The sequence below is a fragment of the Gordonia amicalis NBRC 100051 = JCM 11271 genome (genome assembly GCF_000332995.1).
GTDB classification, from domain to species: Bacteria; Actinomycetota; Actinomycetes; order Mycobacteriales; family Mycobacteriaceae; genus Gordonia; species Gordonia amicalis.
Genome location: NZ_BANS01000001.1, coordinates 146,534 through 159,127, shown reverse-complemented (window position 1 = coordinate 159,127; position 12,594 = coordinate 146,534). Strand labels below are relative to the sequence as shown.

The following is a 12,594-nucleotide window of genomic DNA, read 5'->3' as shown; positions in this document are numbered from 1 at the left end:
TACTTCGACACCGACATGACTGCATCTACCCGTACCTCCGCTTGGTCGCTGAGCATCGGCGACCTCACCCAGGCCGCCGTCTTCGCCGCGTTGATCGCCGCGCTCGGCCTGCCCGGGACCATCAACATCGGCTCCAGTGGCGTGCCGATCACATTCCAGACGCTGGGTGTGATCCTCGCGGGCGCCGTCCTGGGCCCGAAGAAGGGAACTCTCGCCGTCGTCATCTTCATGGTGCTGGCCATCGCGGGACTCCCCATCCTGTCCGGCGGACGCAGCGGCCTCACCGCCCTGGCCTCCCCGACCGCCGGCTACTTCGTCGGCTGGCTGCCGGCGGTCATCGTCATCGGTGTGCTGACTGCGGCGATGCTCGCGGTCGGCGACCGGCCGCGGTACCGCGTGCTCTGGGGCATCGGGATCAACGCACTGGGCGGGATGTTCGTCATCTACCTGTTCGGCATTCTCGGGTTGATCCTGCGCACCGATCTGACGGTGTGGGCGGCGATCACGTCGAACGGCCCGTTCCTCATCGGCGACGTGATCAAAGTCGTCGTCGCCGCACTGGTGGCCGCGCAGATCCACCGCGGCCGCCCCGGCCTCATCGAGCCGCTCCGACTGTTGCGGCGCTCCGGCGCCGACAGCTGAGCCGACCCGGCCGGCGCCACACCTCGATGATCGAGTTCACGAACGTCTCGCACTCCTACGACGATCGGGTCGTGCTGCGTGACGTCTCGTTGAATCTCACCGAGAACCGGATCGGGATCGTCGGGGCCAACGGCAGCGGGAAGTCGACGCTGGCGCGGATGATCAACGCGCTCGTCGTGCCGGTCTCGGGCACCGTGACCGTCGACGGTCTTCTCGTCGCCCGGCACAAACGTGAGGTCCGACGCCGTGTCGGGTTCATCTTCTCCGACCCCGACCGGCAGATCATCATGCCGACGGTCATCGAGGACATCGAACTGTCGCTGCGCCGTACCGACCTCGACAAGAAGCAGCGCGCCGTCCGGGCCCTCGAGGTACTCGAGCGTTTCGGTCTGGCCCAGCACGCCGACCATCCCGCTCAACGACTGTCCGGCGGACAGAAACAACTTCTCGCGCTCGCGTCGATCTTCGTGACCGACCCGGCGATCATCGTCGCCGACGAGCCGACGACCTTGCTCGATCTGCGCAACACCCGCATGCTCACCGACGTCTTCGCGTCACTCGACGAACAGCTGATCGTCGTCAGTCACGACCTCGACATCCTCGATGGCTTCGACCGGGTCATCGTGATCGACGAAGGCCGGGTGGTCGCCGACGACGAGCCGGCTCCCGCCATCGCGTTCTACCGGACCCTGATGTCGTGAACGTCCTCGGCGTCTACCGTCCCGGGAACACCCTGCTGCACCGGCTTCCACCGGGCGTCAAATTCGTCGCCATGGCGGTGGCGATCCTCGTGATGTCGCTGACCGTGGGGACACTGCTCACGCTGGGGGTCGCGACCCTCGGTGTCGCGGCGACCTTCGCGCTCGCCGGCATCGGCCCGCTCGAGGCCTGGCGTCAGCTCCGCCCGCTGACCTGGATGTTGTTGTCCATCTTCGCTTTTCAGGTCATCTTCACCGACTGGCAGCGCGCGGTGGTGATCTGTGGCGTCCTGGCGCTGTCGGTCGCCCTGGCGACGGTCGTGACGCTGACGACCCGCACCACCGACATGCTCGATGCGATCGTGCGCGCCCTGGGTCCGCTTCGACGGATCGGGGTGCGCACCGACCTCATCGCCATCGCGCTCGCACTGACGATCCGCGCCATCCCGCTGATGGTCGAGGTGGTGCGCGAGGTCGACGAGGCACGCCAGGCCCGCGGGCTCCGGCCGGGTCCGCGGATCCTGGTCGCGCCGGTCGTGCTCGCCGCCCTCCGCACCGCGGACGGCTTCGCCGACACACTCACCGCGCGCGGGCTCGACTAGCGCGGGAGGTGGGGATCAGGTCGCGTTTTGTCCCGGTCTCCGGGACAAAACGCAATCTGATGAGTTTCGGAATCTACGCGGTGACGCCCGGGCCCGTGACCGGTGTGATCGGCAGCCGCAGCGCGCCGGGAGCGTCCGCCGGGACGACGGGCGCCGCCGGGACCGTGGGGTCGATCCGCTGGTAGCTCTCCCCCTGCGCGGGCCGACGGTCTTCCTCACCCTTGTTGGGCCACAACGCGACCGCCCGTTCGGCCTGCGCACAGATCGTCAGCGAGGGGTTCACACCGAGGTTCGCCGAGACCGACGCGCCGTCGGTGACGTGCAGCGTCGGGTAGTTCCACACGCGCTGATACGGATCGATGACACCGCTGTCCGGATCGTCGGAGATCGCACACCCGCCGAGATAGTGGGCGGTCAGCGGCATGTTGAGGATGTCGCCCCAGGTGCCGCCGGCGACGCCGCCGTTCAGCTTGGTCGCCATCCGGCGAGTTGCCTCGTTGCCCTTGGGAATCCATGTCGGGTTCGGTTCGCCGTGACCCTGTTTGCTCGTGATGTAACGCAGCGGTCCGCGCTTGCGCACGAAGGTCGTCAGCGAGTTGTTGTTGTTCTGCATGACCAGCGCGATCACCGTCCGCTCACTCCACTGGCGCACGACGAGCAGCCGCACCAGCAGGAACGGGTTCTTCGCGACCTGCTTGAGGATCTGCCCGAACCGGTTGCGGCGCGTGCCGCCGTCGGTGAGCAGCGTCTGCAAGTAGGCAATTGCATTGGAGCCCTTGCCATATCGCACCGGCTCGATGTGGGTGTTCGGTTCCGGATAGAACGACGACGTGATCGCGACGCCGCGTGAGTAGTCGTGCTCGGGGTCGACCCGCGAACCCATCGCGCCCAGGATCGACTCCGAGTTGGTCCGGGTCAGCCGGCCCATCGCATCCGAGATCTGCGGCAGCGTGGTGACTTTCGCGTGATGCATCAGTCGCTGGGTGTTGAACGTCCCCGCGGCGAGGATCACCTGGCCGGCGGTCAACGTGCGCCGACGACGTCCCAACGGTCCCCACGACGACGAGTGGTGTGTCCCGACCTCCCACGAGCCGTCTGCCCGCTGGACGAGGGAGTCGACCGTCGTCCGGTCGATGATGGTGGCGCCGTTGCGTTCGGCGAGTCCGAGGTAGTTCTTCAGCAGGGTGTTCTTCGCACCGACGCGGCAGCCGGTCATGCAGGCACCGCATTCGGTGCACGCGGTGCGGTCGGGTCCGGCGCCGCCGAAGTACGGGTCGGGCACCGTCTCGCCGGGTGCACCCTCGAGTCCGGTCTTGGCACCGAAGAACACGCCGACGGGCGTGGGCGTCACGGTATGGCCGACGCCCATCTCCTCCGCCACCTCCGCGACGATCCGGTCGGAGTCGGTGATGGTCGGGTTGGTGACCACGCCGAGCATCCGCCGGGCCTGGTCGTAGTACGGGGTGAGTTCGTCCTCCCAGTCGGTGATGTGGTTCCACTGCGGGTCGGTGAAGAACGGTGTCGGAGGCTTGTACAGGGTGTTCGCGTAGTTCAGCGAACCGCCGCCCACACCCGCGCCGGCCAGGATCATCACGTCTTTGAGCGCATGGATGCGCTGGATGCCGTAGAGACCGAGCTTCGGGGCCCACAGCCAACGGTTCAGCCGCCAGCTGGTCTTGGCGAACTCCTCGTCCTCGAAGCGGCGTCCCGCCTCGACGACACCGACGCGGTAACCCTTCTCCACCAGTCGGAGCGCGCTCACGCTGCCACCGAATCCGGAGCCGACGACGAGGACGTCGAAGTCGGTGGAGCTGTCGGATCGCTTTGTCACACCCATGGAAACCATACTAATAGCTGTTGTCACATGGGATAAGCCAGGTCACCCTAACCCTTCGATACGCGTCCTCCGCAAGCTCCGGACGCTACTCAGGGAGCGAGCGACGGGTCTCCGCAAGCTCCGGACGCTACTCAGGGAGCGAGCGACGGGTCTCCGCAAGCTCCGGACGGTACTCAGGGAGCGAGCGACGGGTCTCCGCAAGCTCCGGACGGTACTCAGGGAGCGGTCAAGCGTGGACGGACAACCCCACCCGCTGGAACTCCTTGAGGTCGCAGTACCCGGCCTTGGCCATCGCGCGCCGCAGCGCACCGACGAGGTTGAGCTCGCCGAACGGATCGTCGGACGGGCCGTTGAGGACTCGATCGAGGCTCGGGCGGTCGGCGTTGCCGGCCACCTGGAGCAGCGCCCCGCGCGGGGTGTCGGGGTGAGCGGCGGCCGACGGCCAGTACCACCCACCACCGGGAGCCGACGCCGAGGCGGCGAGCGGCGTACCGAGCACCGCGGCATCGGCACCGCAGGCGATGGCCTTGACCAGGTCACCCGAGGTGTGGATGTCGCCGTCGGCGATGACGTGGACGTAGCGTCCACCGGTCTCGTCGAGGTAGTCGCGACGGGCGGCGGCCGCATCGGCGATGGCGGTCGCCATCGGCACGCCGATGCCCAGCACCTCACCGGTGGTCGTCGCTCCGGCTGCCGAGCCGTAGCCGACGATGACGCCCGCCGCACCGGTGCGCATCAGGTGCAGCGCGGTGCTGTGATCGAGGACGCCGCCGGCGATGACCGGGATGTCGAGGTCGGCGATGAACGTCTTCAGGTTCAGCGGTTCGCGCTGGGCCCCGTCGGCGTCGACCTGCGCGACGTGCTCGGCGGAGATGATCGTGCCGTGCACCACGAGGAGTTCGACACCCGCCTTGAGGAGGGCGGGGGTCAGTTCCGGTGCGTGCTGCGGGCTGACGCGCACCGCGGTGGTGACACCGGCGTCGCGAACCTGCGCAACCGCTTCGGCGAGAAGACCGCTGTCGAGGGGTGCGGCGTGCAGCTTCTGCAGATGACGCACCGCCGCATACGGATCGGGATCGCCCGCGGCGATGGCGGCCAGCTCCTCGAGCTTGGCCTCGACGTCGCGATGCCGCGCCCACAGTCCCTCGCCGTTGATGACGCCGAGCGCGCCGAGCTTGCCGAGCTCGATGGCCACCGACGGCGACACCAGGGCATCGGTCGGGTGGCTCAGGATCGGGGACTCGAATCGATAGGCATCAATCTGCCACGCGGTGGAGACATCCTTGGACGAACGGGTCCGACGGGACGGGACGATGCTGATGTCGTCCAGTTCGTAGGTCCGTCGGGCCGTCCGGCCCATGCCGATTTCGACGAGGTCACGCACCAGTGCGCCTTTCTGCGGAGTTCAACTGCACGACGACCCTACGGCGTCCCCGGTCCGGAGGGACCGGCGGGAACGGCCGCGGGGATGTCAGCGGGAATAGTAGTTGGGCGCTTCGGAGGTGAGGGTGATGTCGTGGGGATGCGACTCCTTGAGCCCGGCCGCGGTGATCTGGACGAAACGTGCGGTCTGGAGATCGGTGATCGACGACGAACCGGTGTAGCCCATCGCGGCACGCAGGCCACCGACGAGCTGGTGGATCACCTGCGCCAGCGGACCGCGGAACGGCACGCGACCCTCGATGCCCTCGGGGACGAGCTTCTCCTCCTTGAGGACGTCGTCCTGGAAGTAGCGGTCCTTCGAGTACGACTTGGCCTGGCCGCGGCCCTGCATCGCGCCGAGTGAACCCATGCCGCGGTAACTCTTGAACTGCTTGCCGTTGACCAGGACGAGTTCGCCCGGCGCCTCGGCGGTGCCGGCGAGCAGCGAGCCGAGCATCGCGGTCGACGCACCGGCGGCGAGCGCCTTCGCAATGTCGCCCGAATACTGCAGACCGCCGTCGGCGATGACCGGCACACCGGCCTTCTGGCACACGGCGACCGCCTCGAGGATCGCGGTGATCTGCGGGGCACCCACGCCCGCCACCACGCGGGTGGTGCAGATCGAGCCCGGTCCGACGCCGACCTTGACCGCATCCGCACCGGCGTCGATGAGCGCTTGGGCGGCCTCGCGGGTCGCGACGTTTCCGCCGACGACGTCGACACGATCGCCGACCTCCGCCTTCAGCTTGGCGACCATGTCGAGCACGAGGCGATTGTGCGCATGGGCGGTGTCGACGACGATCACGTCGACGCCCGCGTCGGCCAGGGCCATCGCGCGGTCCCACTGCGGCCCACCGGTACCCACCGCGGCGCCGACGAGGAGACGACCGTCGGAGTCCCTGGTGGCATTCGGATGCTGTTCGGTCTTGACGAAGTCCTTGACGGTGATGAGACCGGTGAGTCGACCGTTGCCGTCCACGATCGGCAGCTTCTCGATCTTGTTGCGACGCAACAGCCCGAGCGCGGCCTCGGCGGACACGCCCTCCTGCGCCGTGATGAGCGGCGCCTTGGTCATGACCTCGGCGACCGGACGGTTCTGGTCGACCTCGAAGCGCATGTCGCGGTTGGTGATGATGCCGACGAGCTCACCCTTGTCGTCGACGACGGGCAGCCCGGAGATCCGGTACCGCGCACACATCGCGTCGACCTCGGCGAGGGTGTGCGACGGCGTGCAGGTGACCGGATCGGTGACCATGCCGGCCTCGGACCGCTTGACGGTCTCCACCTGGGCGGCCTGCGCTTCGATGGACAGGTTGCGGTGGAGCACGCCCATGCCGCCGGCGCGCGCCATCGCGATGGCCATGCGAGACTCGGTGACGGTGTCCATCGCCGAGCTCACCAGCGGCACCCGCAGCGTCACGTTCTTGGTCACTCGCGAGGAGGTGTCGACCTCACTGGGGATCACGTCCGAGGCCGAGGGCAGCAACAGGACGTCGTCGAAGGTCAGGCCGAGCATTGCGACCTTGCCGGGATCGTCTCCACCGGTGCGAACATGCGTCATCGGTCCATCGTATCGAGTCGACCGATGCGGCGATCGTCACACGTGTACTCCGGCGCCGGTGAGGCGTCCGGGACCCCGCGTTCCCACGTTCGGGAACCTCCTCCGGCACCGGCTCGGATACCTTCGGAATACCTTTGGAGGGCTACGGCGGAACAGCGCCCGGATCGGCTACGGTGGTGGTGTGCGTGACCACCTGCCACCCGGCCTCCCGCCGGATCCGTTCGCCGACGACCCGAGCGATCCCGCTTCCGCACTGGACAGTGTGGAACCGGGCATCCCTCTGGACGAGAACGAGCGGCTGGCGGTCGAGGAGGACCTGGCCGATCTCGCGGTCTACGAGGCGCTGCTCGCCCACCGCGGCGTCCGCGGTCTCGTCGTCGTCTGCGACGACTGCCACGAGGACCATTACCACGACTGGGACATGCTCCGGGCCAACCTGATCCAGCTGCTCATCGACGGGACCGTCCGGCCGCACGAGCCGGCCGTCGACCCGCGACCCGACGCCTACGTCACCTGGGACTACTGCCGCGGCTACGCCGACGCCCGCAACCATTTCGACGAAGGCCGCTGACACCAGCGGGCCACCGCCCACCAGACCGACATCTCCCCGTCAGACGACTACGCCCGTACCGATCTCGGTACGGGCGTAGTCGTCTGCGGTTGTTCCTGCGGATCTAGCGGGGCCGTCCGTCCGACGCGTCGACACCGGGCGGCGGTGTCCACGGGAAGGCCGGGAAGTCGGCGGGTGTACGCGACACCGAGGAACTCGTCGTGGGTTCGGTGGGCCCGGTGGTCGGCTCGCTCGGCGGGGCCGACTGTGACGGCTCCTCGGTCTGACCGGGCTCCTCCGCGGGAGGCGGCACCTCGGTCGTCGGCGTCGTGGTCACCGAACTGTCGGAGGGCGACCTCTGGTCGGTCCGGTTGCGCACGTCCGGATCGGTGGTCGTTGCGCCGGATTCGGTCGCCGCGGATTCCGACTGACCGGCCGACGACGTCGCATCCCGGGTCGGCGGCAGGCCGACCCCGGCGCGGAGCCGGTTCATCCAGTCCGACATCTCCTCCCGGCTGTCCTTGTCGCGCATCGGCCCCATGCTGCTCTGGGCCTTCGCGATGAAGCTCGCGGCCGCCTGCGTGTCGCCTGCGGCGATCGCCGCCTCGGCACGTTCGAGGTCCGCGCGCACATCGTGGGCGGCCTGGGTCTCCGACGCCGCCTCGGCGAACACGACCTGCTTGACGCCCCACAGCGGGTCGCCCGGTTGCGAGCCCTCGGACAGGACGGTCAGGCCGGCCGCTGCCACGATGACGATCGCGGCCGCGCCGGACACCACGCGCAGGTGGCGCACCATACGGCGGCCACGACTCGCGCGTTCGGTGCTCGCGATCGCGCGCTCGACGTCGTCGACGGACACCAGCTGCGACACCGGGGTCGACACGACGTCGTTGCGCCACCCCGAGAGAAGTTCTGCGAGTTGGTACTCGGTGCTGTCACGCGTGGGGACGGGCACATCGTGGGAAAGCGCGTCGAGGAAGTTCTCGTCGAAACCGACCTCGGCGAAGTCCAGTGATTCCGCACCGATTGCACCCGCTTCGTGCTCGAGAGCGTCACCGCCGGTTGCGGGTCCTCCGGTGGCGGGACCTCCGGTGGACGGGCCGCTCGGTCCCGGTCCTCGACCTCGGCTCGACGGCTGACCCGGACGGCCGAGATGTTCGCGTCCGTGGACAAAGCGACGATCGCGCCAGTCAGACTCCCCGCTCATCGTGACCTCCTGTCCGTTTCAACTCGTCTTTCAGCTTCGCCAGCGCCCGGTGTTGGGCCACTCGAACCGCACCCGCGGTGCTCCCGATCATCTGGGCCGTCTCCTCGGCCGACATGCCGACGACCAGCCGCAGTACCAGCACCTCACGCTGCTTGTCCGGAAGTATGTCCAGTAACGCGCGCATCTGCCTACTGCCGTCGGCGTCGAGAGCGGACTGCTCCGGTCCGCCGGTCACATGACCCACCTCGGGCACATCCTCCACCGGATCGGACTTGACCCGGGCGGCCACCCGCATGGCGTCGGCGACCTTGTGTGACGTGATGCCGTAGACGAAGGCCATGAACGGCTTGCCCTGGTCCCGATAACGGGGCAGCGCGGTCATCACCGCCATCAAAGCCTCCTGCGCGATGTCGTCTGCGGAGAACAGATGACGTTCTCCTACTCCGATTCGCCCTCGGCAATAGCGCAGGATCGGTTCCTGCACGCTTTCGAGGACAGAGGTGAGAGCTGCACGATCGCCATGGCCCGCGGCCCGGACAGCGTCGTCCAACTCACCACCTGACAGCTTCATCGCGCGTAGGAATCCCCGTGTTACAGATCGGTTGACCGTCGTGAGGCGGTCCTGTTACGGGCCGCGACACCCCTGAACGTCACCGCAACGCACGAGGCAGACCCTCAAACACCTTAGCCATCACTCCGCGGGCGTCAGTGCCATGCCCTTGCCGCTCAGCGTGGCGCGCAGTTCTCGACATCTCTCCTCTTCCGACGCCGACGCCACGCCCGTGCCGACGAGCAGGCTCGTCGCCGCCCATTCCAGGGGCATCAAACCGTGTTCACCTGCATCGACGACGACGCGACGGGCCCGCGCGGCCGATGCCTCGGAATTCCCCGCCCCGGCGAGGGCCGCCGCGTGGATGAGAGAGGTCTTCACGCGATGCCGGACCGGCACGTCCGAGGTGCCGGCCAGATGACGGACGAGCCGGTCGGCGGCCTCTGCATGAGCCAACCCCGCGGCGACGTCTCCGGAGTACAGCCCGAGTTCGGCACTGACCCATTCCCAGCGCAGCCGGCACCGGCCGTGGGTGAGCCAGTCCACGGCTTCCGATGAGGCCCACCCCTCCGGGCCGGACCCGCCCGGCCCGGACAGCTGCTCCCGAGCACGACCGAGCAGTCGCGCCGACGCCCGGAAACGAAGGAGACCGAGATTGTCGGCAGCCAGTCCGATGAGAGCATCGGACTGTGCGGCCCGTACCGGGTCGATCCGAGCCGAGTCATCCCGTCCCAGATCGTCCGCGACCGGATGGACACCCGCGACCGTTGCGAAGGCGACCCCGTCGAGTCCCAGCGCGAGATCGTGGCGTCCGCCCTGCCGCAGCAGCGAGGCCGTCGTGCTCCGGCACAGCGACAGCAACGCGGCGGCGGGTCCGCGGGGCGTCGACCCCTGTGTGGACCTCACGTCCTCGTCCAACCGCGCCAGCATGGTGAGCGCCGCGGCGTATTCACCGCGGCCTCCCGCCTCCACCGCGGCCTCCCAACGCAGTTCAAGAGCCTTGTCGAGGCCCCGTGAAGTGGTCTTGATCACTACTTCTCTTTTGGTTTGCATGAATTTAACGAACGATTCCCAACGTTAATCCTGCGACCAGATCACCGGCGGATAATAACCAGATTTCCTCGGTGTTAACCGTTGACACGGCCGTCGTTCGATGATCAGGTCGTGTTCACTCGTCGAGGAAAGCATTGGTCTTTCCATCTACGCAGGTCGCGGCCCATTACCTTCGTCCGATCAGAGGGCGTGACAACCCCTCGACCCCGCTGTGCTAGCACCATCCGTTCATCTAACCCGCCGTTAACATTTAGGAGACTTTCACTGCCCCGATGTCTGATTTCGACGGTATTGACGCCATTTCTCAGGGCCGCTTAATGTGAGCCCAAGCGTTGCAGGAAATCGACGTTTCTCGACCGAGCACCTCGGTGCGGCCTTAGACAAGGAGTAGCTGCCATGCCTCAGCCCAATCATCTCCCCGGCCCCAACGCAGACATCTGGGACTGGCAGATGTCCGGCCTCTGCCGCGGCGTCGACTCGTCGATGTTCTTCCATCCTGACGGTGAACGTGGCCGTGCGCGCGCCCAGCGTGAACGTCGGGCGAAGGAGCTGTGCCACCAGTGCCCCGTCATCGCCCAGTGCCGCGAGCACGCGCTGGCAGTGGCCGAGCCCTACGGGATCTGGGGCGGACTCTCGGAGTCCGAACGCAGCATGCTGATGAAGCGCGGCGTCGGTCGCCGCATGGCGAGCTGAGCAGTCCGTAGCCGCCGGCGGACGGCGAGCAGGGCCCTGCGGACACCACCGCGAACGACACAGGAGCCGGACATCCTCGGAGGATGCCCGGCTCCTGTGTGTGTATCACCGCTCGATCGGTGAACTACCGCTCGATCAGTGCGAGTGACCGTGTCCGGCGTGGCCGGCGGGCTCCTCGGCGGGTCGATCGGTGACCGCGGTCTCCGTGGTGAGCACCATGCGGGCGACCGACGCGGCGTTGACGACCGCGGAACGGGTCACCTTCACCGGATCGATGATGCCCTCGCCGACGAGGTCCCCGTAGGTGAGGCTCGCGGCGTTGAAGCCCTCGTTCTTGCCGAGGTTGGACACCTTGTCGACCACCACGGCGCCGTCGAGACCGGCATTGGAGGCGATCCAGTACAGCGGCGCCTTGGCAGCATCCCGCACCACGCGGACGCCCAGCGCCTCGTCGTCGGTCAGCGAGGCGGCGAGCTCGTCGAGCACCTTCGACGCCTGCACGATCGCCGAACCACCGCCGGGGATGATGCCCTCCTCGACCGCGGCCTTGGCTGCGGCGACGGCATCCTCGACGCGGTGCTTGCGTTCCTTGAGCGAGGTCTCGGTGGCCGCACCGACACGGATGACGGCGACCCCGCCGGCCAGCTTGGCCAGACGCTCGGAGAGCTTCTCCTTGTCCCAGTCGGAGTCCGACTCCTCGATCTCACGACGCAGCTGCGCGGCGCGGCCGGCGATCGCCTCCTTGGTACCCGCACCCTCGACGATGGTGGTGGCGTCCTTGGTGACGACGACACGACGTGCCGAGCCGAGGACCTCGAGGCCCACGGTCGACAGGCTCAGGCCCACGTCCGAGGTGACCACGGTGCCGCCGGTGACGACCGCCAGGTCCTCCATGAACGCCTTGCGGCGGTCACCGAAGAACGGCGACTTCACCGCGACGGCTCGGATGGTCTTGCGGATCGAGTTCACGACCAGGGTCGACAACGGCTCGCCCTCGACGTCCTCGGCGACGATCAGCAGCGACTTGCCCGCCTCGACGACCTTCTCCAGCAGCGGCAGGAACTCCGGCAGCGAGCTGATCTTGTCGCGGTACAGCAGCACGAGCGCATCCTCGAGGACCGCTTCCTGGCTGTCGACGTCGGTGACGAAGTACGGCGAGAGGAAGCCCTTGTCGAACTGCACGCCCTCGGTGATCTCGAGTTCGGTCTGCAGCCCCGAGCCCTCTTCGACGGTGACGACGCCATCGGCGCCGACCACGGACATCGCCTTGCCGACCATCTCGCCGATCTCCTCGTCGCGAGAGGAGACGGTGGCGACCTGGGCGATGGACTGCTCGCCGGCGACCGGGGTCGCGGCGGCCAGCAGGGCTTCGCTCAGTGCGTCGGCGGCCTTGCTGATGCCCTGTCCGAGCGCGATCGGGTTGGCACCGGCGGCGACGTTGCGCAGACCGGCCTTGACCATCGCCTGCGCGAGAACCGTTGCGGTGGTGGTGCCGTCACCTGCGACGTCGTTGGTCTTGGTCGCAACCGACTTGACCAGCTGGGCACCGAGGTTCTCGAAGGGGTCCTCGAGGTCGATGTCGCGGGCGATGGTGACACCGTCGTTGGTGACACTCGGTCCACCGAATGCCTTGGCGAGGACCACGTGCCGGCCGCGCGGGCCGAGGGTGACCTTCACGGTGTCGGCGAGCTGGTCGATGCCTCGCTCGAGCGCCCGCCGCGCGGTTTCGTTGAATTCAATCTGCTTGGCCATGAATCTCTTTCTTCACGGGAGTCGGTC

At 67.8% G+C, this 12,594-nt stretch carries 12 protein-coding genes; 5 read left to right on the top strand and 7 right to left on the bottom strand.

Annotation, left to right across the window (positions count from 1 at the left end; translation table 11 throughout):
- Nucleotides 1-15: 15 nt before the first annotated feature.
- Genes GOAMI_RS00770 through GOAMI_RS00760 form a run of 3 tightly spaced genes read left to right on the top strand, consistent with a single transcriptional unit; the run spans nucleotide 16 to nucleotide 1,942 of the window.
- Complete coding sequence (locus GOAMI_RS00770) at nucleotides 16-642, top strand: biotin transporter BioY (protein ID WP_040004483.1); 627 nt, start codon at nucleotides 16-18, stop codon at nucleotides 640-642.
- A 26-nt stretch (nucleotides 643-668) separates the two neighbouring features.
- Nucleotides 669-1,343 carry an energy-coupling factor ABC transporter ATP-binding protein gene (locus GOAMI_RS00765; protein WP_006434472.1) on the top strand — a complete coding sequence of 225 codons (675 nt, stop codon included), beginning with the start codon at nucleotides 669-671 and terminating at the stop codon, nucleotides 1,341-1,343.
- Complete coding sequence (locus GOAMI_RS00760) at nucleotides 1,340-1,942, top strand: energy-coupling factor transporter transmembrane component T family protein (RefSeq protein ID WP_006434471.1); 603 nt, start codon at nucleotides 1,340-1,342, stop codon at nucleotides 1,940-1,942. The genes GOAMI_RS00765 and GOAMI_RS00760 overlap by 4 nt, the downstream gene beginning before the upstream one ends.
- 73 nt (nucleotides 1,943-2,015) lie before the next feature.
- Here the strand turns inward: GOAMI_RS00760 and GOAMI_RS00755 are convergent, their stop codons facing one another.
- The 3 genes from GOAMI_RS00755 to guaB form a co-directional block, all read right to left on the bottom strand.
- The gene (locus GOAMI_RS00755) at nucleotides 2,016-3,779 is read right to left on the bottom strand and encodes a GMC family oxidoreductase N-terminal domain-containing protein (RefSeq protein WP_006434470.1); all 1,764 of its coding nucleotides are present in this window, start codon (nucleotides 3,777-3,779) and stop codon (nucleotides 2,016-2,018) included.
- A gap of 226 nt (nucleotides 3,780-4,005) precedes the next feature.
- A complete protein-coding gene (locus GOAMI_RS00750; protein WP_006434469.1) occupies nucleotides 4,006-5,163 on the bottom strand; it encodes a GuaB3 family IMP dehydrogenase-related protein in 1,158 nt (385 codons plus the stop codon).
- Nucleotides 5,164-5,250: 87 nt separating this feature from the next.
- Nucleotides 5,251-6,762 carry an IMP dehydrogenase gene (guaB, locus tag GOAMI_RS00745; protein WP_006434468.1) on the bottom strand — a complete coding sequence of 504 codons (1,512 nt, stop codon included), beginning with the start codon at nucleotides 6,760-6,762 and terminating at the stop codon, nucleotides 5,251-5,253.
- Between the two features lie 181 nt (nucleotides 6,763-6,943).
- On the opposite strand from guaB, the gene GOAMI_RS00740 reads away from it, so the two are divergent.
- Nucleotides 6,944-7,333, top strand: coding sequence for a DUF5319 domain-containing protein (locus tag GOAMI_RS00740; RefSeq protein ID WP_006434467.1), 390 nt, complete (start codon nucleotides 6,944-6,946; stop codon nucleotides 7,331-7,333).
- A gap of 103 nt (nucleotides 7,334-7,436) precedes the next feature.
- Here GOAMI_RS00740 and GOAMI_RS00735 read toward each other — a convergent pair whose 3' ends face one another.
- The 3 genes from GOAMI_RS00735 to GOAMI_RS00725 form a co-directional block, all read right to left on the bottom strand.
- The gene (locus tag GOAMI_RS00735; protein ID WP_006434466.1) at nucleotides 7,437-8,519 is read right to left on the bottom strand and encodes an anti-sigma-D factor RsdA; all 1,083 of its coding nucleotides are present in this window, start codon (nucleotides 8,517-8,519) and stop codon (nucleotides 7,437-7,439) included.
- Entirely contained in the window at nucleotides 8,503-9,090 is a 588-nt protein-coding gene (locus GOAMI_RS00730; protein WP_006434465.1) for a sigma-70 family RNA polymerase sigma factor, read from the bottom strand. The genes GOAMI_RS00735 and GOAMI_RS00730 overlap by 17 nt, the downstream gene beginning before the upstream one ends.
- Before the next feature lie 120 nt (nucleotides 9,091-9,210).
- Entirely contained in the window at nucleotides 9,211-10,101 is an 891-nt protein-coding gene (locus GOAMI_RS00725; protein WP_006434464.1) for a hypothetical protein, read from the bottom strand.
- Between the two features lie 417 nt (nucleotides 10,102-10,518).
- On the opposite strand from GOAMI_RS00725, the gene GOAMI_RS00720 reads away from it, so the two are divergent.
- Nucleotides 10,519-10,815: a WhiB family transcriptional regulator gene (locus tag GOAMI_RS00720; protein ID WP_006360721.1), complete on the top strand. Its 297-nt coding sequence runs from the start codon at nucleotides 10,519-10,521 to the stop codon at nucleotides 10,813-10,815.
- Nucleotides 10,816-10,950: 135 nt separating this feature from the next.
- On the opposite strand, the gene groL is transcribed toward GOAMI_RS00720, so the two are convergent.
- Nucleotides 10,951-12,567 carry a chaperonin GroEL gene (groL, locus tag GOAMI_RS00715; RefSeq protein ID WP_006434463.1) on the bottom strand — a complete coding sequence of 539 codons (1,617 nt, stop codon included), beginning with the start codon at nucleotides 12,565-12,567 and terminating at the stop codon, nucleotides 10,951-10,953.
- Between the last annotated feature and the right edge of the window lie 27 nt (nucleotides 12,568-12,594).